The following is a 20,603-nucleotide window of genomic DNA, read 5'->3' as shown; positions in this document are numbered from 1 at the left end:
CACATCATACACAACTTACTCACCACTACCCAGTCTAACCGAAGCGGGCGGTACCCCCCAATAGGCGAGGGCGCGGGCGGCGATCTCGCGGAAGATGGGCGCGGCCACCTTGGAGCCGAAGATGGAGGTCTGGGGGCGGTAGAGCACCACCAGGACGGTGACGCGGGGCCGGCTCGCGGGCACGAAGCCGGCGTAGAGGGCGGCGTAGGTTTCCGAGTCTTCGTAGCCGCGGCCGGTCGAGATCTGGGCCGTGCCGGTCTTCCCGCCCAAGTCGTAGCCGCGCAGGCGCGCCCTGGGGGCGTTGAACTCGCTCAGCACCGCACGCAGCTCGCGGGCCACCTCGGGGCGGAAGACCCGCTCGGTCCGCGGCGCGCCCACCGGTTCCACGAGCGCCGGGGGAACGTAGACGCCGTCGTTGGCCAGGGTGTTGAAGGCCGCGGCCAGGTGCAGCGGCGTCACCGAGAGCCCCTGGCCGAAGGAGAGGTTGGCCAGCTCCACCTCGCCCACCTGTTCGGGGGGGCGGTAGAGCGGCGCCCAGACGCGGAAGCCGGGCAGCAGGTCGCCGTCGTAGAGGTGCAGCTTCCTGTGGAAGCCGGTCAGGGTGCGGGCGTCGATGCGCTCGGCGAAGGTGCTCATGCCCACGTTCGAGGAGTAGGCGAGGACCTGGGCCAGGCTGAGCCTGGACGGATGGTGGACGACGTCGCGGATCGTGCGGTCGGCGACCTTGCGCCGCATCGGCGCGTCGACGACGTCGTCCATGCGGGCGGCGCCCGCCTGCAGCAAGGCGGCGGCGGTGAGCGCCTTCATCGTCGAACCCGGTTCGATCAACCGTTCGAAGGCGTAGTTAGTGAGCCGCGGGTCGTCGCCCGGAGCCCCGCGGGGCGCACCGGGGTCGAAGGCGGGGGCGTTGGCCACGGCCAGCAGGCGCCCGCTCTTCGTTTCCATGACGATCGCCGTTCCCCACTCGGCCCCGCTGGCCTCGACCCCTTTCCAGAGGGCCTCCTCGGCGAAGGTCTGCAACGCCGGATCGATCGTCAGGTAGACGTCCCCCGCCCGCGCGAGCCGGCCTTCCATGGCGCGTTCCGCGCCGGCTTGGCCGGCCTCGAGCTCGCCCGCGGTGTTGATGCGGCCGCTTTCGGGGTCGCGTTTTCCCTTGACGTAGCCCACGACCTGCCCGGCGAGCGTCCCCATGGGGTAGACGCGGTCGCCGCTGAGCAGGCTGAGGGCGAGCGGGGTGCCGTCGGCGGCGTAGATCGCGCCGCGGGGCGGCACCACCGGCTGCGGCCGCGCGGGTTCGGGCCAGCCGCTGCTGGGCAGCGGCGCCGTGCGCAGGATGCTCGCGAGGCCCATCGTGAGCAGCGCGGCCCAGGCGGCGAGCAGAAAGGTCAGCGCCCAGACGCGCTGAACGCTGGCGGCGTTCACTCCGCCCACCGCCCCTCGCTCATGGGCACCATGCCCTGGGACTCGGCCCAGCGCGCCACCGCACGGTTGGAGAGGCGCGCCTCGTAGTCGCGCAAGAGGGCCGCCCGGTCACGCTCGAGCTGCGCGTAGCGGTTGCGGTAGTCCTGCAGCTGCATCCGCTCCTTCTGCGCCATCAAACCCAAGCCGCTCACCAACAGCAGCACCACCAGGTAGAGGTACCCCCAACGCAGTGCAACCCGGTTCATCTCCGCTCACCTGCCCTCAACTTCGCGCTCCGGGCGCGGGGGTTGCGCGCGGCCTCCTCGGGGCCCGGCATGAGCGGCTTCTTCGTCAGCACCCGGAAGCGCGGATCGCCCTTGAGGAAGTGCTTGACGATGCGGTCCTCCATCGAATGAAAGCTGATCACGACCAGGCGGCCGCCGGGGGCGAGCACCCGACCCGCCGCTTCCAGCAGCGCCTCGAGCGCCCCCAGTTCGTCGTTGACGTAGATCCGGAGCGCCTGGAAGGTTTTGCGCGCGGGGTGCCCGGCCTTGCGGAAGCCGACGGCCCGGCGCACGATCTCGGCGAGTTGCGTCGTCGTCGCGATCGGCGCCTCCTTCCGCGCCTCCACGATGGCGCGGGCGATGCGGCGGCTTTGCCGCTCCTCGCCGTAGCGCCAGATCAGCTCGGCGAGTTCCTCTTCGCCGAGGGTGTTGACCACCTCGGCGGCCGTGGGCCCCTCATGCCCCATGCGCATGTCGAGCGGACCTTCGCGCTGGTAGCTGAAACCGCGTTCGGGATCGTCGAAGTGGTAGCTGGACACCCCCAGGTCGGCGAGGATGCCCTGCACGGACGGCACGCCTAGGGCATCGAGCACGGCTTCCAGGTCGCGGAAGTTCGACCGCACGAACCGGATGGCAACTCCCCCGAGCCGTTCCGCGCGTTCGTGGGCATCCGGATCCTGGTCGATGGCCACCACCTGGCCGCCGCGCTCGACGATCCCCCGGGTGTGACCGCCCCCACCGAAGGTGGCGTCGACGTACACCCCTTCGGGTTGGACGTTCAGGAGGTCGAGCGATTCGTGCAAGAGCACGGGTTCGTGGGTCGTCTCGGTCAACGTCATCACCGTCAAATCACGATGTCCCTGAGCGATTCGGGTACGAATGGGGTTTCCCGGGTCTTTTCGAGGTGCTCGAAGAAGCGGCCCTCGTCCCAGATCTCGATACGGTCCATCACGCCGGTGACCACGGCACGGTCGGTCAGGCCGGCGAAACGGCGCAGCGTCGGGGGAATGAGCACCCGTCCCTGACCGTCGAGCTTGGTCTTCTGGGCGGGGGCGTAATAGAAGCGCACGAAGTTCCGTGTGGCGGGGTCGGTGAGGGGCAGCCCTTCGAGCCGCTCCTCCAGCTTGGCCCAGTCGGCGAGGGTGATCACGTCGATCCCGCCCTCGAAGCCGCGGGTGAGCACCAGCCCGTCCTGCAGGTACTCGCGGAAGGGCACGGGGATGACCACGCGGCCCTTGCCGTCGAGGCTGACTGGGTGTTCACCGCTGGGAATCCGCTTCGACATCCCGACCCTTTCCAGGAGCCTGCGGGCGGGTTGTACCGAGCTTGATACCGCTACCGATAAGCTCGCCGCTAGGCTACTGAGGCCTAGTTTACCACGGAGTACCCCTAAAATGCCACGATTTACCACCAATCACCACGGATACCCACTTGTGCACAGCGGGGAACTGCGGCGTTGCCGTCCCCCACGGCAAAATCACGCTTTCCAAGTTTTGTCCACAGGGTTGTCCACAGCCCGTCCACAGCTTCCACAAGAAGACCCCCGGCCGAAGCCGGGGGTGGGAAGGGATGTAAGCCGGGTTCTGTCGTGCACGGTCATCTATCTGGGACCGACGTCGCCGCCGGCCTCGAGCGGCCAACCCGCAGGTGCGATCGGGCCGGGCGAGCCCTTCCTGCCTAACTGGCCTTGCACCGGGTGGGGTTTACCGAGCCGCCCCGGTCTCCCGGAGCGCTGGTGGGCTCTTACCCCACCGTTTCACCCTTGCCTCCATGACCTCCCCGAGGGGAGCGGATCGGCGGTCTGCTTTCTGTGGCACTTTCCGTCGCCTTGCGGCGCCCAGGCGTTACCTGGCACCCTGCCCTCCGGTGCCCGGACTTTCCTCACCCCCAAAGGGGCGCGACCGTGCTCCCTTCCCGTTCCCTATTCTAGCGTTTTTTCGGGGTTGCGTCACGTGTGGGGGTAGGCTTGGGGTATGAACGGATTGATCGCTGCCGCCGTCTGGGGCGGTTTGGGCGGCTGGCTGGCCTGGAGGGTGCATCTGCCCGGCGGGGCGGTGGTGGGGGCGATGCTGGCGACGGCGCTGTTCAACTTCACCCAGCCGGTGCGGGCGGTCATGCCCGTGGGGCTCGAGGTGATCGTCCAGATCGCCGTGGGCGTGATGATCGGACTGAGCGCCGACCGTACGCTGCTGCCGATGTTGCGAACCGTGCTGCCGCTCGCGCTGATGGGGGCGTTGGGTTTTCTGGTCTTCGGATTTTCGCTCGCCGCCCTGGCGGTGCGCATGGGTTGGCTGGACGCCGCGACTGCGCTCTTCGGCTTCACGCCCGGCGGGATCAGCGTGATGAGCCTGGTGGCCGCCGAGGAGGGCGGCCAGGCGGCGGTCGTGGCCACCATGCACTTCGTGCGGGTGGTGACGATCTTGCTCGCCGCCCCCTTGATCGTGCGCCTGTGGCTCCACCTCAGGGCCGGGGGCTGAGCAGGCCGCGCGCGATGAGCCAGGGCCGTGCGTAGAACAGGGTCAGGGCGGTCGAGGCGTCCTCGATGCCGCCGCGGTCGAGCAGCGCGTAGACCTCGGTGAGGGGGAGTTCCAGGGGTTCGATGAGCTCGCCCCCTTCCAGTTCGGGGGGCGCGACCACCCGCGCGTCCAGCGCCAGGAAGGGGTGAAAGACGGCCGCGTTGAACGAGGGCTGGGGGTAGAAGGCCGGAAAACGCACGAGCTCGCCAACCTCGGCGCCGACCTCTTCTTTCAGCTCGCGGCGCACGGCCGCCTCCAGCGATTCGCCCGGGTCGACCTTGCCCGCGGGGACCTCGACCAGGCGCCTGCGCGTGGGGTGGCGGTACTGACGGATGAGCAGCGCCGTGCCGCGGGACGTCAGGGGCAGGGCGAAGACAACCCGTAGGGGCCGCGGCTGGTAGTAGTAGTCGAGCAGCGCCCCGGTATGGGTGCGCAGCCGCTCGTGCACGATCCGCACCGGGTCTTCGGAAAGCGTGCGGGTTTCGAGGATCTCCCAAGGCGTCTCGTCCATGACCGCTCCCGTACCCCCAGTCTACGAAAAGCGCGGGCGGCCGGGCCGCCCGCCGCCGGATCCGAACGGTTACTTTTGCGCGAGCAGGTCGCGGATCTCGGTGAGCAGCCTTTCCTCCGTCGAGGGTTCGGGGGGCGCCGGCGGGGCCTCCTCTTCCTTTTTCTTCATGCGGTTCACGGCCTTGACGACCAGGAAGATGGCGAAGGCGATGATCAGGAAACCCACCACCTCGTTTACGAAGACGCCCCAGGGCCAGACCACCGCACCGGCCTCCTTGGCCGCGTCCAGGGTGGCGTAGGGGCCGGGGGCGCTGCCCGCCTTGAGCACCACGAAGAGGTTACTGAAGTCGGTGCCGCCCAGCAAGAGGCCGATCGGGGGCATGAGGACGTTGCTGACGAACGACTTGACCACCGCGCCGAACGCGGCGCCAATGACGATGCCGATGGCCATGTCGAGCACGTTTCCGCGCATGACGAAGTCTTTGAACTCCTTGATCACGGTTTCACCTCCGTACGCTCGTCCGCGCCCGCCTTCGGGCGCCGTTTTCGAAAAATGCGACGCGTACCGTAACAGGATAAACGATGCGCGTAAAACTGAAGTAAAAGCCGCAGAAAAAGGCCCCGCGAACGGGGCCTTTCGTCGCGCGCGTCCGCTTACATGTGCTCGATCAGCGCCTGGCCGAACTCGCTGCACTTGAGCAGCTTGGCCTCGCGCCCTTCGGCGACCATGAGGCGGTGGAAGTCGTAGGTGACGAGGCCCGCCTTGATCGTTTCGGACATGGCCTTGATGATCAGGTCCGCGGCCTCGTCCCAGCCCAGGTAGCGCAGCATCATCTCGCCGGAGAGGATGACCGAGCTGGGGTTGACCTTGTCCTGGCCGGCGTACTTGGGCGCGGTGCCGTGGGTGGCCTCGAAGATCGCCTTGCCGGTCTGGTAGTTGATGTTGGCGCCGGGGGCGATGCCGATGCCGCCCACCTCGGCCGCCAGGGCGTCGGAGAGGTAGTCGCCGTTGAGGTTGAGGGTGGCGATCACCGAGTACTCGGCGGGGCGGGTGAGGATCTGCTGCAGCATGGCGTCGGCGATCACGTCCTTGATGACGATCTCGCGCCCGGTGCGGGGGTTCTTCATCACGTGCCAGGGCCCGCCGTCGAGCGGCTGCGCGCCGAACTTCTCCCGCGCGACCTCGTAGCCCCAGTCGCGGAAGGCGCCCTCGGTGAACTTCATGATGTTGCCCTTGTGCACCAGGGTGACGCTGGGCAGGTCCTGCTCGATGGCGTAATTGATGGCCGCCTCGACGAGCCGCTTGGTGCCCTCCGCGCTCACCGGCTTGAGGCCCAGGCCCGCGGTGTCGGGGAAGCGGATCTTGGCGTAGGCCTCGGGGAACTCGGTCTTCAACCAGTCGAGGATCTTCTTGACGTCGTCGGAGCCCGCGGGCCACTCGATGCCGGCGTAGATGTCCTCGGTGTTCTCGCGGTAGATGACCATGTTGACCAGCTCGGGGTGCTTGACCGGGCTGGGCACGCCCTCGAAGTAGCGCACCGGGCGCACGCAGGCGTAGAGGTCGAGCTTCTGCCGCAGGGCCACGTTGATCGAGCGGATGCCGCCGCCGACCGGCGTGGTCAGGGGGCCCTTGATGGCCACCAGGTACTCGTCGATGGCGTCGAGGGTTTCCTGGGGCAGCCAGATGGGTTCGCCGTACACCTCGTTGGCCTTTTCCCCGGCGTAGACCTCCATCCAGGCGATTTTTCGTTTGCCGCCGTAGGCCTTCTCCACAGCGGCGTCGAGCACGGGCTGCGAGGCGTTCCAGATGTCCGGGCCGGTGCCGTCACCCTCGATGAAGGCGATGATCGGCTGGTCGGGCACCTGGAGCTTGCCGTTCTTGATGGTGATCTTCTCGCCCCACTCCGGGACCTTGATGTGTTGATAAGCCATGCCTTAACCTCCGCCTTTCAGGATAGCAAGGGCTACCGGGACGCTGGGCCCGGTTCCTCGGCGATTTCGGCGAACCCCTTGGCGTTGTAGAGGAAGTGGGCCAGGATGCCCGGCACCAGGCTGCCGCTCAGCAGGTAGAGGCCGCCGAAGATCAGCCCGGCCGCGAAGGCCCAGACGGCGTAGAGCCGCCCCGCGCGGCCCGGGGCGGGGTGGCCCAGGGCGAAGACGAGCGCCTGCAGCGCCAGCGCGGCCGGGGTTCCCAGCCCCTGGGCCAGCGCGTTCAGCAGCGCCCCGCGGAAGAAGAGCTCCTCGCCTAGGGCGCTGGCGAAGGCCAGCAGCATGGCGGCGTTGTGCCCCACCCCGGCTTCGCGGAGCACCTGCCCAAGGCTGCGCATCAGCCGGTCGAGCTCGCGGTAAGCGGCGGGGGCGAGGCGTTCGGTGAGGCGTTCCAGGAGCAGCAGCGCCGCGTAGCCGGCGAGGAAGTAGAGGGTGTCGTGCCAGGGCCTTGGGGCGGGGAAGAAGACGTAGCCGGCCAGCCGCATCCACAGCGCCCCGATCAGCGCGAGCGCGAGCTCGAGCGTGAGCAGGAAGGTCAGGGGCGAGGCGGCCACCGCGCCGTATTGTACGGCCGTCTGGGGAGGGAGTGGAAAGCCGACACGTGAGTTCGCCCTGTATAGGCGACCGGTTTGCTGGCTTCGGCATCACCTATAGCCCCCTACCTCCTGCTTTCCCGTGTCCGCGGGCGAACCCGCAACGCGGGTGAGACCCGGGAGCCTGCCTTGAACTTGATTCAGGGCTTGGCCAGGATCAGGTCCGGGGCAAGCCCTGCGAAAGCAGGGGTCCATGCCGTACGCAAAGTCGACGTTTCGCCGCCGTTGGCTTACCAGTCACAAGCCGCGGGCCAAAGCCACTTCTCCAGAACGTATGCGCAACCCCGGCCACGGCTTGGTGACCCGGTCTGGATCCCAGGTCGCGCGGCTTCGCCGCTTGCCTGGGATGACGAAAGAAGTAGAAGACTGTCGGAGTACAGTGCGTTCCACGGCTACTGGCGCGCGGTTGTGCCTGGAACTAATGGGCATTCTGACTGTTGAGCTGCGTGACCGCCGGTTCCGCGAAGACACCGCAATCTTTTTGCTGCTAACTTATTTCGTCATTCCAGCCAAGCAGGTCGTAGACCTGCGCGAGCTGGAATCCAGAGCTAAAAGCATGGTGGGGCGCTACGCTTTGTTTGACGGCCGATTTAAGACCTCCCCTTTGGGGGGAGATGGCGGAGTAGCCGCCAGAGGGGGATTGTTTGCCAAAATACTGGATGAGGGCTGTAGGGAGTGGGGTGTAGGTTGGTCATGCATTGGCGACCGGCCGCTGAGCTTCTGCAACGCCAGCAACCCCCACCCCGACCCTCCCCCAGGGGAGGGCGATTTGTTTTACGAAGACTGAACGGTGGATTCTGGGCGTGGCATGGGCCCTGAATCAAGTTAAGGCAGGATCCCGGCTCGCGCGGGCTTCGCCCGCTTGGCCGGGGAGGCGAACTGCTTCTCTACGCCCAACTCGGAAACGTATCCCCGGACGAGTGAGCCACCGGCGAACGAGACCCGGGGTCCATGCTGGGCAAAACAGCCGAAATTCGGTCGCTGCTGACGGGCCAACTACAGGCTGCAAACCACATGCCACAGGCCATAGGCCATAGGCGTTAGATTCCCTTCTCCCTCGGCGCAGTCAGCCCGTAGCAAGCAAACCGTAGCCCATTGGTGCGGCATGGGTCCTGGATCAAGTCCGGGGCAGGCCCCGGCTCGTGGGCACTCCGCGCCCTTGGCCAGGGACGGGGATTACCTAGGAAGTAGGGGGCGGGAACATCGGGTTTCGTGTTTGGCCGGCCGCCTTCGAACTTGCTCGCAGATTCTTCAAAACAAAACCCACCTCCCACACCCCACCCCCTACTTCCTGTTTTCCGTTGCCGCTGACGAGTTCAAGCCGCAGGCCGCTGGCTGAAGGCCTGCTCCGCCACCACGCACCACGAACCGAACCGCGCCCCCGTAAACGCCGACGGCGCGCGGTTGACGCCTTTCTTGAGAACCTCTAGAATGACGTTTGCTGAGCGTGGTGAGCGTAGCTCAGCTGGTTAGAGCACCGGTCTGTGGAACCGGGGGTCGTGGGTTCAAGTCCCATCGCTCACCCCATAAGAAATACCACCCCTGACGGGGTGGTATTCTCTAGGCGGGCGGCCCAACCGCCCACGCGAGGATGGCGGAATTGGTAGACGCGCCAGACTTAGGATCTGGTGGCTTCGGCCGTGGGGGTTCAAGTCCCCCTCCTCGCACCAGAGGGTTGGGCCGCCGCAGCCTTGAAGCGAGGAGCGTATATGGCCGAGATACTGGAACAATCGGGCGCGAGCGCCAAGGTGCGCGTCGAAGTGCCCGCCGAACAGGTGGAGAAGACCACCCGCGAACTGCTGGACGCCTACCGCCGGCGGCTCAAGGTGCCCGGTTTCCGGCCGGGCAAGGCCCCGGACAAGGTGATCCTGGCCCGCGTGGGCGAGGAGGCGTTCTGGGACGAGGTGCGCGAGCGCCTGATCGAAGCCAGCTACCCCGAGGCGGTGCGCGAGCTGGGCCTCGCGGCCATCGCGGCACGCCTTGTCGAGGGCAGGGAAGCGCCGCTGGCGGGGGCGCCCTACGCCTACACCGTGGAGGTGGAGCTCTACCCCGAGGTGGAACTGCCCGACTGGAAGAGCTTCGAGCTCGGGGTCGAGAAGCCCGAGGTCACCGACGCGATGGTGGACGAGGCCCTCGAGGACCTGCGCCGGCGCTACGCCGAGGTGCAGACGGTCGATCGCGAGGTGCAGGAGGGCGACCACGTCGTCGTCGAGGTGGACGACGGGTCGCGCTTCCCGATCGAGCTGGACCGCGCCGAGCCCCACGTGCGCGAGGCGCTCTTGGGGAAGAAGGCCGGCGACAGCTTCGAGATCCCCGTAATGAGCGAAGAGGGCGAGGTGGTGCGTCAGGTGCCCACCCGGCTGATCGAGGTCAAGGAGGTCAGGCTGCCCGAGCTCGACGAGGAGTTCGCCAAGACCCTCGAGGCCGAGAACCTGGACGACCTGCGGGCCAAGGTGCAGCGTAGCCTGGAGGCCGCCGCCGAGCGCGACTACCTGGAAGCGCGCAAGCAGGCCCTGCTGGAAAAGCTGGCCGAGGCCCTGGAGGTGGAGATCCCCTCCTCGATGATCCGCGACGAGGAGCGTGCGGTGCTGCGCGACGTCGAGGAAGACCTCCAGCGCCAGGAGATTCCGCTTGCGGACTACCTGAAGGGGCTCGAGCGCGAGGGCAAGCTCGAGGAGTTCCAGGCCGACCTGCGCAAGCAGGCCGAGATGCGCGTGCGCCGCGGACTGGCGCTCGAGAAGCTCTCGGAAGACCTCGGCACCCAGGTGACCGACGAGGAGTGGGACGCCTACCTGAAGAGCTACGCCGAGCGTTACGGGCTGAAACCGCCCGAGTTCAAGCAGGCCGTCGGCGAGGAGGCGCTCGAGAACCTCAAGCTGCGCCTGCTGCGCGACAAGGCGCTGACCGAAGCGGCTGCCCAGCTGGCCTAGCGGCCCCTACGGGCACGAGCGGGCCCGCGGGCCCGCTCTTCTCATCATCCGGGGTAGAATGGAGGCGGTTATGATCGTACCGTACGTCATCGAACAAACCGCGCGCGGCGAGCGCGTGTACGACATCTACTCGCGGCTGCTCAAGGACCGCATCATCTTCCTGGGCACGCCGATCGACAGCCAGGTGGCCAACACCATCGTGGCGCAGATGCTCTTCCTCGAGGCCCAGAACCCCAACCAGGAGATCAAACTCTACATCAACTCGCCGGGCGGCGACGTCTACGCCGGGCTGGCCATCTACGACACCATGCAGTACGTCAAGAGCCCCGTGGCCACGATCGTCGTCGGCATGGCCGCCAGCATGGGGGCCTTCCTGCTGGCCGCGGGCGAGGCGGGCCAGCGGTACGCGCTGCCCCACGCCCGGGTGATGATCCACCAGCCCTGGGGCGGCGCCCAGGGGCAGGCCACGGACATCGCCATCCAGGCCGAACAGATCCTGAAGTCCAAGAAGCTGCTCAACGAACTGCTGGCCAAGCACACCGGCCAGCCGGTGGAAAAGGTGGAGGCCGACAGCGACCGCGACTTCTGGATGACCGCGGACGAGGCCAGGGACTACGGCCTCGTCGACCGGGTGATTGCGCGTGAAGACACCTGACCCCGCCTGCTCGTTTTGCGGCAAGACGGCCCGCGAAGGCGCCCGCTTGTTCGAGGCGCCCGTGGCCGACGTTTACATCTGCAGCGACTGCATCGAGCTGGCGCACGAGATGATCGCCGCCCAGCGGCCCGCGGCTGCCCCGGGTCTGGACGAGCTGCCCCGCCCCGCCGAGATCAAGGCCTTCCTCGACGACTACGTGATCGGTCAGGAGGAGGCCAAGAAGGTCCTGGCGGTGGCGGTCTACAACCACTACAAGCGGCTCCAGCACCCCGAGGCCGAGCTGGGCAAGTCGAACGTGCTCCTCATCGGCCCCACGGGCACGGGCAAGACGCTGCTCGCGGAGACCCTGGCGCGCCAGCTCAAGGTGCCCTTCGCGATCGCCGACGCCACCACCCTCACCGAGGCCGGCTACGTGGGCGACGACGTCGAGAACGTGCTGGTGCGGCTCTTGCAGGCCGCCGACTACAACGTAGAGGCCGCCGAGCGGGGCATCATCTACATCGACGAGATCGACAAGATCGCCCGCAAGTCCGAAGGCCCTTCGATCACCCGCGACGTCTCGGGCGAGGGGGTGCAGCAGGCGCTGCTCAAGATCATCGAGGGCACGGTGGCCAACGTGCCGCCCCAGGGCGGGCGCAAGCACCCGCACCAGGAGACGATCGCCCTCAACACCCGCAACATCCTCTTCATCCTCGGCGGCGCCTTCGACGGCCTGGAGGCGATCGTCAAGGCGCGCACGGACCAGACCCCGATCGGTTTCCGCACCCAGGCCCCCGAGGCCGGCACGCTGGAGGTCATCCCCGAGGACCTGGTCAAGTACGGCCTCATTCCCGAGTTCGTGGGCCGGGTCCCGGTGATCGTCCAGCTCCACGAGCTTTCCGAGGACGACCTGGTCCGGATCCTCACCGAGCCCAAGAACGCCCTGGTGCGCCAGTACCGCACCCTCTTCGAGCTGGAGGGCGTAAACCTGGAGATCACCGAGGCGGCGCTGCGCGAGGTGGCCCGCAGGGCCCTCGAGCGCGGCACCGGCGCGCGCGGCCTGCGTTCGGTGATCGAGCGGGCGATGGTCGACCTGATGTACGAGGTGCCCGCGAGCGGCGTGCGCGAACTGCGCTTCGACGCGCCCCACCTGGACGAGCCCCTGGAGGCGTTGCGCGAGGCGCGGCTGCGCCAAGCGAGCTGATCACCATGGAAAACCGTACCCTGGAACTACCCGTCATTCCGCTCAGGAACACCGTGATCCTGCCCCACGCGACCTCGCCGGTCGACGTGGGCCGCCCCCGCTCCAAGGCGGCCGTCGAGCGCGCCAGCGAGGGCGACCGCCACGTCTTCCTGGTCACCCAGAAGGCGCCGGAGGTGGACGAGCCCGCCCCCGAGGACCTCTACGACACCGGGGTGCTCGCCGCGGTGAAGCAGGTGATGCGCCTGCCCGACGGCACCCTGCAGGTCGTCGTGGAAACCAAGGCGCGCGCCCGGTTGCTCGCCTACCGCGAGGAGCGCGGCTACGTGGCCGCCGCCGGCGAGCTGCTGGAGGACCCGCCGACCTACGACGAGGCGCTGGTGCGGGTGCTGATGCGCGAGCTCAAGGAGGCCTTCGAGCGCTACGTCGAGGCCCACAAGGGGCTGCGGCTGGACCGCTACAAGGTCGAGGCCGTGCTCGGCATGGTCGACCCGGTGCGGCTGCCCGACGTGGCCGCCGGCTACGCGACCTGGAACGTCGAGGACAAGATGGCCGTCCTCGAAACCGTGGGCGTCGAGAACCGGCTCAAGAAGGTGCTCGAGCTGCTGCTGCGCGACCTCGAGCGCTTCGCGCTCGACTCCAAGATCGCCGCCCGCGTCAAGGAACAGATGGACGCCAACCAGCGGGAGTACTACCTGCGCGAGCAGATGAAGGCGATCCAGAAGGAGCTCGGCGGCGAGGACGCCGCGGGGGAGATGCTCGAGCTGCGCGAGCGCATCGAGGCCAGCGGCATGCCCGACGAGGTCAAGGAGAAGGCGCTCAAGGAACTGACGCGGCTCGAGCGCATGCAGCCCGGCAGCCCCGAGGCGACCGTAGCGCGCACCTACCTGGACTGGCTGCTCGACGTGCCCTGGACCGAGACCTCGGGCGACGCGATCGACATCCAGCTCACCCGGCAGGTCCTCGACGAGGACCACTACGGCCTCGACGAGGTCAAGGAGCGCATCCTCGAGTTCCTGGCCGTGCGCCAGCTGGCCGAGGATGACGAAAGCTACAAAGGGCCGATCCTATGCCTGGTCGGGCCTCCCGGGGTGGGAAAAACGTCACTAGGCCGTTCCGTGGCCCGCAGCATGAACCGCAAGTTCGTGCGCATCAGCCTGGGCGGGGTGCGCGACGAAGCCGAGATCCGCGGCCACCGGCGCACCTACATCGGCGCGCTCCCCGGCAAGATCATCCAGGCGATGAAGACGGCCGGGGTGGTCAACCCGGTCTTCCTGCTCGACGAGATCGACAAGATGGCCTCCGACTGGCGGGGCGACCCCGCGAGCGCGATGCTCGAGGTGCTCGACCCGGAGCAGAACAAGACCTTCACCGACCACTACCTCGACGTGCCCTACGACCTCAGCCGGGTCTTCTTCATCACCACCGCCAACAGCCTCTCCACCATTCCCGGGCCGCTGCGCGACCGCATGGAGATCATCGAGATCCCCGGTTACACCGCGCTCGAGAAAGAGCAGATTGCCAAGGGCTTCCTCTGGCCGCGGCAGCTCGAGGCGGGGCAGATGAAGGGTCGTCTGGCCATCGAAGACGCCGCCATCCGCCGCGTCATCCACGAGTACACCCGCGAGGCGGGCGTGCGCGAGCTCGAACGCCAGCTGGCCAAGCTGGTGCGCCGCGCCGCCAAGCGCTACATCGAAAACCCCTGGGAGGGCGAGCGGCGGGTTGCCGAGGCCGACCTGCCCGACTACCTGGGCGTGCCCAAGTACCGCCCCGACAAGCGCGAGGACGCGCCCCAGGTGGGCGCGGCCCAGGGCCTGGCCTGGACGCCCGTGGGCGGCGCGCTGCTCACCGTCGAGGCCCTGGCCGTCCCCGGCAAGGGCAACCTCAAGCTGACGGGCAACCTCGGCGACGTGATGAAGGAGTCGGCCCAGGCGGCGCTCAGCTACCTGCGCTCCACCGCCTCCCGCTGGGGCCTGCCCGAGGGCTTCCACACCCAGTGGGACCTGCACGTGCACGTGCCCGAAGGCGCCACGCCCAAGGACGGACCCTCGGCGGGCATCACCATCGCCGTGGCCATCGCCTCGGCCCTCACCGGCCGCCCCGCGCGAATGGACTGGGCCATGACCGGCGAGGTCACCCTGCGCGGCAAGGTGCTGGCCATCGGCGGCCTCAAGGAAAAGCTGCTGGCGGCCCACCAGTCGGGCATCCGTCAGGTGATCCTGCCGGCCGAGAACGAGCCGCAGCTGGCCGAGGTGCCCGAAGAGGTGCTGTGCGACCTGGAGGTCAAGCTGGTCGAGCAGGTTGAAGAGGTGCTCGAGACCGTACTGCTCCCGGCCCCCGAGCCCACCCCTCCGACCGACAAGCCCTCTTTGCGTCCGGAAGCTTAGGCGCGAGAAAACCGACCGGCCGCCTGGCCTCTTCAGGCGGCCGGTCCTTCGTACAGGGCGACCCGGAACTCGCCGGGCCAGTCCCTGCGCAGGCGTTGGAGGACGGCGCAGCCGTGGTGAACGTGACGCGGTTGCAGCGCCAGCAGGAAGAGCACGTGGCTCGTCGAGAACGCGAGCGGGCAGGCTTCGGGCAGGCGTTCCTCGATCTCGCCGAGGAGGCGCTGGGTGAACGCGTAGCGCTCTTCCCGGGGGAAATGCTGGTACAGCAGGAGGGAGTTGTTCTGGTCCCAGAGCTGCCTGAGCTCGTGCCAGAAAACGTACCTCTCGGACCCGTGGTTGCCGGAAGACGCCGACTTCGATTCGACGCCGACATCGGGATCGAGGAAGACGAGGTCCGCGCCGCCCGCCCCGTCCGCAAGCCGGGCGAACCAGCGCTCGCGCTCGTCGGACCGCCGGGGGACCGGTTCGCGAAAGTAGCGGGCGGGCGAGAGGAGCCCGCTCCGTTCCAGTACCTCGACGTCGCGCCGCCCTTCTTCGGCGACCGCCTTGCGAAGGGTTTCGAAGAGCTCGGGGTCGAAGCGCGACCAGCGGTCGGGATCTTGCAGGTAATCGATGCGCCCGCCGTCGGTGCCGCCGTCGTCTTCGGTCAGCATCCAGGCGACGTACAAACTCATCCTGCTGGCGGCGAGCACGCTCCTCAGCAACCCGTACTTGCGGTAGTCGTTGATGTCGCCGAAGTACTGGTTCTTCATGTAACCAGCCTAGCAAACTTGCCTGGCGTCGTTGCCGAATCCCGACGTTCGCATCCAGGCGGCCGCCTTGACAGGGGGTTTTCGGGCCCGTAGACTGAATTTTGCGCGTCGGGGAGTAGCGCAGTCCGGCAGCGCACCTCGTTCGGGACGAGGGGGTCGGAGGTTCAAATCCTCTCTCCCCGACCAAGCGAAGGAGGGGGGGCTCTTCGGAGCCCCCGAACCTTTGGAGTAGGCTAGGGTACGTGATGCTCACGCTTCTGGGCGGCCTTGCCCTCTTCCTCATCGGCCTGAACCAGGCCAGCCGGGCGCTCGAGGCCCTGGGCGGCAGCACGCTGCGGGCCTGGCTTTCCCGGGCGACCCGCGGCGTGGTGCGGGCCTTCTTCGCCGGCACTCTGGTGACGGCCGTGGTCCAGAGCGGCACCGCCATGACCGTGACCGTGATCAGCCTGGTCGAGGCGGGCGTGCTCGCCGCGGCCGAAGGGCTGGCCATGAGCATGGGGGCGATCGCCGGGGGAACGGTCGCCCTGCAGCTCGCGGCCTTCCGGGTCTACGACTACGCACTGCCCATCATCGCCGTGGGCTACTTCGCCTCGCTGTGGAAGCCGCTGCGCCACGGGGGGCGGGCGGTGGCGGGGATCGGCCTCTTCTTTTTGGGGCTCGACGTCATGATCAAGGCGCTCACCCCCGAGACCCAGGGGCCGCTGATGCAGCTGGCCCTCGACGCGGTCGCCGCGAACCCGCTGTGGATGGCGGGGCTGGCGCTCGTCTTCACCGCGCTGGTCCACTCCTCCAACGCCGCCGCGGCCATGGCCATGGCCTTCTACGTCGCCGGCCGCATCCCGCTCGAGGCCGGGCTCGCCGCGGTGGTGGGGGCGGCCGTGGGCACGACCTTCACCCCGCTGCTCGCGGCCATGGGCGCGGGGGCCGAGGCGCGGCGGGTGGCGCTCGGCCACCTGATCTGGAAGGCGGCCTTCGGGTTGGTGGCGCTGGCGCTGCTCGAGCCCCTGAGCGCGGCGGTGGCCGCGCTGGGCGGGGGCGCGGCCCGCCAGGTGGCCAACGCCCACACCCTCTTCAACCTGATCGCGGGCCTGGTGGCGCTGCCCTTCATTCCCGCGCTGGTGCGCCTGCTCGAGCGGATGCTGCCGGAGCGGCGCGGAGCGGTGACGCCCAAGTACCTGAGCGAGGAGGCGCTCAGCACCCCCGAGCTGGCCCTCAGCCTGGCGCTGCGCGAGGTGGTGCGCATCTCGGACCACGTGCAGGGGATGATGGCCACCGCGGTGCGCGCCCTGGCGCAGGGCGAGGGCGACCTCGCGAGCGTGCAGGAGCGGGAGGAGAAGGTGGACCGCCTCACCCAGGCGGTGGTGATGTACCTGGCGCGCCTGAAGAGCCAGGGCGGGGGCGAGGCGGTGGAGAAGCTGCTCTTGCTCGCGGGCGAGCTCGAACACCTGGCCGACCAGATCCGCCGCCTGCTCAAGCAGCAGGACAAGCTGCGCAGCCAGGGCCTGGAGTTCAGCCCCGAGGGGCGGGCCGAGCTCTCGGAAGCCGCGAGCCGGGTCTACGGACGGATGCAGCGCGCTTTCACGGCGCTGGCGACGGGCAACCACGTGCTCGCCCGCGAGGTCGTGAGCGAGCACCCCGAGACCGAGGCCTACCTGCAGAAGCTGCGTCAGGCGCACCTGAGCCGCCTCGAGGCCGGCCGCCCCGAGAGCCGCGCCACCAGCGCGGCCCACCTGGACATGCTGATGACCCTCGACGTGATCGACGCCGAGGTCACCCGGGTGGCGGAACTGGCGGACGCGGTATACGGTAGTAGGGATGGCGAGGCTTAGGATCCTGGGCGGCAAGGCCCGCGGGCGCACGCTCGCGGTGCCCGACTCGGCCCGTCCCAGCCCGGTGCGCCTGCGCAAGGCGCTCTTCGACTACCTGCGCGGCCGCTTGCCCCGGCGGGGGCGCTTCCTCGACCTCTACGCCGGCAGCGGCGCGGTGGGGCTCGAGGCCGCGAGCGAGGGCTTCGAGGCCGTCCTTGTGGAGAGCGACCCGGGGGCGGTGAAAACCCTGCGGGAAAACGCGCACAAGCTGGGGTTGTCCGTCCGTGTCGTGCACGAGAGCGCCGATCGTTTCCTCGAACGGAGCGCCCGTACGGGGGAGCGTTTCGACGTCGTCTTCCTGGACCCGCCCTACGACCAGGACCTTGCCGCCGCGCTCGCGCGGGTGCTCGAGGCGGGGATCGTCGGCCCCGGGGGCTTCGTGATCCTGCAGCACCCCAGCGACCTGATCCTGCCCCTGGGCGAGCGCCGGGTCTACGGCTCGAGCGCCCTGACCATCGTGGAGGTAACCTGATGCACGTCGTCTATCCCGGCAGCTTCGACCCCTTCACCAACGGCCACCTCGACGTGGTGCGCCGCGCCAGCCGCCTCTTCGACAAGGTAACCGTCGCGGTGCTGCACAACCCCAACAAGCTGAGCAGCTTCATGTTCTCGGTGGGGGAGCGGATGCAGATCATCCGCGCCTCCGTCGCCGACATGGACAACGTCGAGGTCGACGCTTTCGACGGGCTGCTCGCCGACTACATGCGCGCCAGGGGGGCGCGGATCATCGTCAAGGGCCTGCGCGCCGTCTCCGACTACGAGTACGAGCTGCAGATGGCCCACCTGAACCGCCAGCTCAACCCCGAGGTGGAGACGCTCTTCATCCTGGCGGCGACGCGCTGGTCGTTCATCTCCAGTTCGATGATCAAGGAGATCGCCCGCCACGGCGGCGACGTCAGCCGCTTCGTGCCCGAACCCACGCTCAAGGCCCTGAACGCCCACTTCGGCCGCAGCGGGGAGGGTTAGATGGGGCGGTTGGTGCGCGGGCTGGCCGCGGACGGTCGGCTGCGGGTGCTCGCGGCCGAAACCACCGACGTGGTGGAGGAGGCCCGCCGCCGCCACGGCACCTCGCCCACGGCCACGGCCGCCCTGGGGCGGGCGCTCACCGGCGCGGCGCTCCTGGCCTTCCTGCTCAGCAAGAGCCCGCGCGAGCGGGTGACGCTGATCGTGGACGGCGACGGTCCGCTCGGAGGGCTGGTCGCCGAGGCGGGGGTGGACGGCGCCGTGCGCGGCTACGTCAAGAACCCCGCGGCCGAGGCCGAGCTGCGCGCGGACGGCAAGCTGAACGTGGGGGCGCTGGTGGGTGCGGGCGAGCTGCGGGTGGTGCGGGTGCTCGCAGGCGGCGAGCAGTTCGACTCGTCGGTCCCGCTGGTCTCGGGCGAGATCGCCGAGGACCTGGCCCACTACCTTTGGCAGAGCGAGCAGATCCCCTCGGCGGTGCTGCTGGGGGTGCGCGTTGCGCCGGGCGGCCACGTCGAGGCCGCCGGGGGGCTCGTGGTCCAGGTGTTGCCCGACGCCGACGAGGAGGCCATCGCCCGGCTCGAGCGAAACCTCGCGGGGGTTCGCGGCTTTACCGACCTGCTAGTGGAACACGGGCTCGAGGGTGCGGCGCGCCGGGTGCTCGAGGGGTTGGGGCTCGAGTGGACCGACCTGCGTTCCCTCGGTTACGCCGAGGACGCCGTTCCCCTGCGCTTCGCCTGCCGCTGCAGCCGTGAAAAGGCGGCGGACGCGCTGGCCTACTTCGACCCCGAAGAGCGCGAGGCCATGATCCGCGAGGACGGCGGGGCCGAGGTGGTCTGCCACTGGTGCGGCGAGGTCTACCGCTTCTCCCCCGAGGAGCTGCGCGCGCTGGGCGCCGAAGAGGTGCGCTGCCCCGACTGCGGCGAACTCTGGTACAAGAAGCGCGCCGACGGGGTGGAGATCGTCTACCCGGACCCGGTCTGCAAATGCGGCCGCCCCGTCGAGGCGGAGCCCGAGCCCCCTAGCGCGTGAGCGCGTCGATCAGGGTGAAGGCGAACATCCCCAGCGAGATCACCACGTTGGCCTCGAAGAAGGCCTGGTTCACCCGGCTCAGGTCGTCCGGGCGCACCAGCCGGTGTTCGTAGACGAGCACGGCGCCCACGAGCACAACCCCGGCGAAGTACCAGGTCCCGGCGCCCGCGAGCAAGCCGGTAAGGCCGAAGAGCAGCCAGGCGGCGGCGTGCAGCGCGCGCGCCCAGACGAGGGCCGCGGGGACGCCGAAGCGCGCGGGCAGGGCGTGCACGCCGTGCGTGCGGTCGAACTCGACGTCCTGGGTGGCGTAGAGAATGTCGAAACCGGCGATCCAGAGGGCCACCGCCGCCCACAGCGCGTAGGCGGCGGGGTCGAAGTGGCCGGTCTGGGCGATCCAGCCCCCCGCGGCGGCCGCTCCGATCGTGACGCCGAGCCAGAAGTGGCAGGTCCAGGTGAACCGCTTGGTGTAGGAGTAGCCGGTCAGGAAGAGCACGGCGACGGGCAGCAGCCGCGCGGTCAGAGGATTGAGGTTGTAGGCCGACCAGGCGAGCAGCGCGAAACCCACCAGGGCGAGCGCCAGGGTTTCCCAGGGCCGGACCAGCCCGCGCGGGAGGTGGCGGTTCGCGGTGCGCGGGTTCTGGGCGTCGATCCGCCAGTCGATCAGGCGGTTCAGCGCCATCGCCGCGGTGCGCGCGCCCACCATGGCCGCGGTGACCCAGAGCCAGACGCCCGCGTCGAAGCGGCCCGCCGCGGCCAGCAGCACCCCCACGTAGGCGAAGGGCAGCGCAAAGAGCGTGTGCTCGAAGCGGATCAGGTCGAGGTAGAGGCGGATGCGGGCCACCACGCCCTACCCCTTGCGCACTTCGCGGATGCGGTTCTTCTCGTCCACCAGCACCACGGTGGGCCGGTAGTCCGCGAGCTCGTGCTCCTCGTACTCGCCGTAGGCGATGACGATGATCAGGTCCCCCGGGTGGATCAGATGGGCGGCGGCGCCGTTCATCTGGATCTCGCCCGAGCCGCGCTCGCCGGGGAGGGTGTAGGTGGTCAGCCGGTGGCCGTTGGTGATGTCGAGGACGTCGACCCTTTCGTACACCTTGATGCCTGCGGCGTCGAGCAGGTCCTGGTCGATGGTGATCGAGCCCTCGTAGTCGAGGTCGGCCCGGGTGACCGTGGCCCGGTGGATCTTGGCGTGGAACATCGTCCTTCTCACGGCTCACCAGTCTACCGCCTGCGGCGGGTCAGGGGAAGCGGCCGGGTGTCCTGGGTGCGCCGCAGACGTGACCCGTGCCGCCATTCGCGAGTCCTCGAATACGAGACGGCCCCGGATGCTCGCAGCGTGCAGGCTCTATCGTGCCGGTGCCGTCCGAGTGGCTCGCAGCCGCCACGAGACCCCGGATCTCGCTTCGCTCGTTTGGGGTGACGAGGAATCGTTACGGTATCCACGAGACCCTGTAGGGTGCCCGCAGCAAGCCCGGGTTGGGGCCGGGGACAGATGCAGGCCCCGGCCCCTATGGCAGGAGAAGGCGGATGCTGCGGAGCTTGCCCA

21 protein-coding genes, 3 tRNA genes and 1 other RNA gene are annotated in these 20,603 nt (G+C 68.8%); 13 read left to right on the top strand and 12 right to left on the bottom strand.

Annotated elements, in window-relative coordinates:
• Window positions 1-15 precede the first annotated feature (15 nt).
• The 5 genes from OCEPR_RS06405 to rnpB form a co-directional block, all read right to left on the bottom strand.
• Window positions 16-1,422 (bottom strand): peptidoglycan D,D-transpeptidase FtsI family protein, encoded by a 1,407-nt coding sequence (locus tag OCEPR_RS06405; protein ID WP_013457894.1) that lies wholly within the window; start codon window positions 1,420-1,422, stop codon window positions 16-18.
• Entirely contained in the window at window positions 1,419-1,667 is a 249-nt protein-coding gene (locus OCEPR_RS06400) for a hypothetical protein (RefSeq protein ID WP_013457893.1), read from the bottom strand. The genes OCEPR_RS06405 and OCEPR_RS06400 overlap by 4 nt, the downstream gene beginning before the upstream one ends.
• On the bottom strand, window positions 1,664-2,524 hold the full coding sequence (rsmH, locus tag OCEPR_RS06395; protein WP_013457892.1) for a 16S rRNA (cytosine(1402)-N(4))-methyltransferase RsmH: 861 nt from the start codon (window positions 2,522-2,524) through the stop codon (window positions 1,664-1,666). The genes OCEPR_RS06400 and rsmH overlap by 4 nt, the downstream gene beginning before the upstream one ends.
• Window positions 2,525-2,529: 5 nt before the next feature.
• On the bottom strand, window positions 2,530-2,970 hold the full coding sequence (gene mraZ, locus OCEPR_RS06390; protein ID WP_013457891.1) for a division/cell wall cluster transcriptional repressor MraZ: 441 nt from the start codon (window positions 2,968-2,970) through the stop codon (window positions 2,530-2,532).
• 271 nt (window positions 2,971-3,241) lie between these two features.
• Window positions 3,242-3,602: RNase P RNA component class A (gene rnpB, locus OCEPR_RS12385), an RNA gene on the bottom strand.
• Window positions 3,603-3,658: 56 nt separating this feature from the next.
• On the opposite strand from rnpB, the gene OCEPR_RS06385 reads away from it, so the two are divergent.
• Window positions 3,659-4,162, top strand: coding sequence for an AbrB family transcriptional regulator (locus tag OCEPR_RS06385; protein WP_013457890.1), 504 nt, complete (start codon window positions 3,659-3,661; stop codon window positions 4,160-4,162).
• Here OCEPR_RS06385 and OCEPR_RS06380 read toward each other — a convergent pair.
• From OCEPR_RS06380 to OCEPR_RS06365, 4 genes are all read right to left on the bottom strand, one after another.
• Window positions 4,146-4,712 (bottom strand): NUDIX hydrolase, encoded by a 567-nt coding sequence (locus OCEPR_RS06380; RefSeq protein ID WP_013457889.1) that lies wholly within the window; start codon window positions 4,710-4,712, stop codon window positions 4,146-4,148. The genes OCEPR_RS06385 and OCEPR_RS06380 overlap by 17 nt on opposite strands.
• Window positions 4,713-4,781: 69 nt before the next feature.
• Entirely contained in the window at window positions 4,782-5,210 is a 429-nt protein-coding gene (gene mscL, locus OCEPR_RS06375; protein ID WP_013457888.1) for a large-conductance mechanosensitive channel protein MscL, read from the bottom strand.
• Window positions 5,211-5,365: 155 nt separating this feature from the next.
• Complete coding sequence (icd, locus tag OCEPR_RS06370; RefSeq protein ID WP_013457887.1) at window positions 5,366-6,643, bottom strand: NADP-dependent isocitrate dehydrogenase; 1,278 nt, start codon at window positions 6,641-6,643, stop codon at window positions 5,366-5,368.
• 32 nt (window positions 6,644-6,675) lie between these two features.
• Window positions 6,676-7,254, bottom strand: coding sequence for a CPBP family intramembrane glutamic endopeptidase (locus OCEPR_RS06365; RefSeq protein WP_013457886.1), 579 nt, complete (start codon window positions 7,252-7,254; stop codon window positions 6,676-6,678).
• A 460-nt stretch (window positions 7,255-7,714) separates the two neighbouring features.
• Here OCEPR_RS06365 and OCEPR_RS12820 point away from each other — a divergent pair, with 460 nt between their 5' ends.
• From OCEPR_RS12820 to lon, 7 genes are all read left to right on the top strand, one after another.
• The gene (locus OCEPR_RS12820; RefSeq protein WP_148229274.1) at window positions 7,715-8,080 is read left to right on the top strand and encodes a hypothetical protein; all 366 of its coding nucleotides are present in this window, start codon (window positions 7,715-7,717) and stop codon (window positions 8,078-8,080) included.
• 663 nt (window positions 8,081-8,743) lie between these two features.
• Window positions 8,744-8,820 (top strand) — tRNA-His (locus OCEPR_RS06360).
• A 58-nt stretch (window positions 8,821-8,878) separates the two neighbouring features.
• Window positions 8,879-8,963 (top strand) — tRNA-Leu (locus OCEPR_RS06355).
• A gap of 39 nt (window positions 8,964-9,002) precedes the next feature.
• Window positions 9,003-10,223: a trigger factor gene (gene tig / locus OCEPR_RS06350; protein WP_013457885.1), complete on the top strand. Its 1,221-nt coding sequence runs from the start codon at window positions 9,003-9,005 to the stop codon at window positions 10,221-10,223.
• Between the two features lie 70 nt (window positions 10,224-10,293).
• On the top strand, window positions 10,294-10,878 hold the full coding sequence (gene clpP / locus OCEPR_RS06345; protein ID WP_013457884.1) for an ATP-dependent Clp endopeptidase proteolytic subunit ClpP: 585 nt from the start codon (window positions 10,294-10,296) through the stop codon (window positions 10,876-10,878).
• A complete protein-coding gene (gene clpX / locus OCEPR_RS06340) occupies window positions 10,865-12,061 on the top strand; it encodes an ATP-dependent Clp protease ATP-binding subunit ClpX (RefSeq protein WP_013457883.1) in 1,197 nt (398 codons plus the stop codon). The genes clpP and clpX overlap by 14 nt, the downstream gene beginning before the upstream one ends.
• Before the next feature lie 5 nt (window positions 12,062-12,066).
• The gene (gene lon / locus OCEPR_RS06335) at window positions 12,067-14,445 is read left to right on the top strand and encodes an endopeptidase La (RefSeq protein ID WP_013457882.1); all 2,379 of its coding nucleotides are present in this window, start codon (window positions 12,067-12,069) and stop codon (window positions 14,443-14,445) included.
• Window positions 14,446-14,477: 32 nt separating this feature from the next.
• Here the strand turns inward: lon and OCEPR_RS06330 are convergent, their stop codons facing one another.
• Window positions 14,478-15,197: a hypothetical protein gene (locus OCEPR_RS06330; RefSeq protein WP_013457881.1), complete on the bottom strand. Its 720-nt coding sequence runs from the start codon at window positions 15,195-15,197 to the stop codon at window positions 14,478-14,480.
• A gap of 109 nt (window positions 15,198-15,306) precedes the next feature.
• Between OCEPR_RS06330 and OCEPR_RS06325 the strand changes: the two genes are divergently transcribed.
• The 5 genes from OCEPR_RS06325 (at window position 15,307) to hslO (ending at window position 19,057) form a co-directional block, all read left to right on the top strand.
• Window positions 15,307-15,383 (top strand) — tRNA-Pro (locus tag OCEPR_RS06325).
• 59 nt (window positions 15,384-15,442) lie between these two features.
• The gene (locus tag OCEPR_RS06320; protein WP_013457880.1) at window positions 15,443-17,026 is read left to right on the top strand and encodes a Na/Pi cotransporter family protein; all 1,584 of its coding nucleotides are present in this window, start codon (window positions 15,443-15,445) and stop codon (window positions 17,024-17,026) included.
• On the top strand, window positions 17,013-17,537 hold the full coding sequence (locus tag OCEPR_RS06315; protein WP_013457879.1) for an RsmD family RNA methyltransferase: 525 nt from the start codon (window positions 17,013-17,015) through the stop codon (window positions 17,535-17,537). The genes OCEPR_RS06320 and OCEPR_RS06315 overlap by 14 nt, the downstream gene beginning before the upstream one ends.
• A complete protein-coding gene (gene coaD / locus OCEPR_RS06310; RefSeq protein ID WP_013457878.1) occupies window positions 17,537-18,031 on the top strand; it encodes a pantetheine-phosphate adenylyltransferase in 495 nt (164 codons plus the stop codon). The genes OCEPR_RS06315 and coaD overlap by 1 nt, the downstream gene beginning before the upstream one ends.
• A complete protein-coding gene (hslO, locus tag OCEPR_RS06305; RefSeq protein WP_013457877.1) occupies window positions 18,032-19,057 on the top strand; it encodes an Hsp33 family molecular chaperone HslO in 1,026 nt (341 codons plus the stop codon).
• Here the strand turns inward: hslO and mqnP are convergent.
• Together mqnP and panD are read right to left on the bottom strand one after the other, a co-directional pair.
• The gene (mqnP, locus tag OCEPR_RS06300; protein ID WP_041554713.1) at window positions 19,047-19,898 is read right to left on the bottom strand and encodes a menaquinone biosynthesis prenyltransferase MqnP; all 852 of its coding nucleotides are present in this window, start codon (window positions 19,896-19,898) and stop codon (window positions 19,047-19,049) included. The genes hslO and mqnP overlap by 11 nt on opposite strands.
• A gap of 6 nt (window positions 19,899-19,904) precedes the next feature.
• Window positions 19,905-20,255 carry an aspartate 1-decarboxylase gene (gene panD / locus OCEPR_RS06295; RefSeq protein WP_013457875.1) on the bottom strand — a complete coding sequence of 117 codons (351 nt, stop codon included), beginning with the start codon at window positions 20,253-20,255 and terminating at the stop codon, window positions 19,905-19,907.
• Window positions 20,256-20,603: the final 348 nt, after the last annotated feature.

It is taken from the genome of Oceanithermus profundus DSM 14977 (assembly GCF_000183745.1).
In the GTDB taxonomy this organism is placed as follows: domain Bacteria; phylum Deinococcota; class Deinococci; order Deinococcales; family Marinithermaceae; genus Oceanithermus; species Oceanithermus profundus.
The sequence above is the reverse complement of the archived record's forward strand: the minus strand, read 5'-3'. Positions and strand labels throughout refer to the sequence as shown.

Excerpts from the sequence above, each read along its gene's own strand:
- OCEPR_RS06400 (WP_013457893.1), bottom strand. The coding sequence starts at position 1,667 with ATGAACCGGGTTGCACTGCGTTGGGGGTACCTCTACCTGGTGGTGCTG.
- rsmH (WP_013457892.1), bottom strand. The coding sequence starts at position 2,524 with ATGACGTTGACCGAGACGACCCACGAACCCGTGCTCTTGCACGAATCG.
- mraZ (WP_013457891.1), bottom strand. The coding sequence starts at position 2,970 with ATGTCGAAGCGGATTCCCAGCGGTGAACACCCAGTCAGCCTCGACGGC.
- OCEPR_RS06385 (WP_013457890.1), top strand. The coding sequence starts at position 3,659 with ATGAACGGATTGATCGCTGCCGCCGTCTGGGGCGGTTTGGGCGGCTGG.
- OCEPR_RS06380 (WP_013457889.1), bottom strand. The coding sequence starts at position 4,712 with ATGGACGAGACGCCTTGGGAGATCCTCGAAACCCGCACGCTTTCCGAA.
- icd (WP_013457887.1), bottom strand. The coding sequence starts at position 6,643 with ATGGCTTATCAACACATCAAGGTCCCGGAGTGGGGCGAGAAGATCACC.
- OCEPR_RS12820 (WP_148229274.1), top strand. The coding sequence starts at position 7,715 with ATGGGCATTCTGACTGTTGAGCTGCGTGACCGCCGGTTCCGCGAAGAC.
- tig (WP_013457885.1), top strand. The coding sequence starts at position 9,003 with ATGGCCGAGATACTGGAACAATCGGGCGCGAGCGCCAAGGTGCGCGTC.
- clpP (WP_013457884.1), top strand. The coding sequence starts at position 10,294 with ATGATCGTACCGTACGTCATCGAACAAACCGCGCGCGGCGAGCGCGTG.
- lon (WP_013457882.1), top strand. The coding sequence starts at position 12,067 with ATGGAAAACCGTACCCTGGAACTACCCGTCATTCCGCTCAGGAACACC.
- OCEPR_RS06330 (WP_013457881.1), bottom strand. The coding sequence starts at position 15,197 with ATGAAGAACCAGTACTTCGGCGACATCAACGACTACCGCAAGTACGGG.
- OCEPR_RS06320 (WP_013457880.1), top strand. The coding sequence starts at position 15,443 with ATGCTCACGCTTCTGGGCGGCCTTGCCCTCTTCCTCATCGGCCTGAAC.
- OCEPR_RS06315 (WP_013457879.1), top strand. The coding sequence starts at position 17,013 with ATGGCGAGGCTTAGGATCCTGGGCGGCAAGGCCCGCGGGCGCACGCTC.
- coaD (WP_013457878.1), top strand. The coding sequence starts at position 17,537 with ATGCACGTCGTCTATCCCGGCAGCTTCGACCCCTTCACCAACGGCCAC.
- hslO (WP_013457877.1), top strand. The coding sequence starts at position 18,032 with ATGGGGCGGTTGGTGCGCGGGCTGGCCGCGGACGGTCGGCTGCGGGTG.
- panD (WP_013457875.1), bottom strand. The coding sequence starts at position 20,255 with ATGTTCCACGCCAAGATCCACCGGGCCACGGTCACCCGGGCCGACCTC.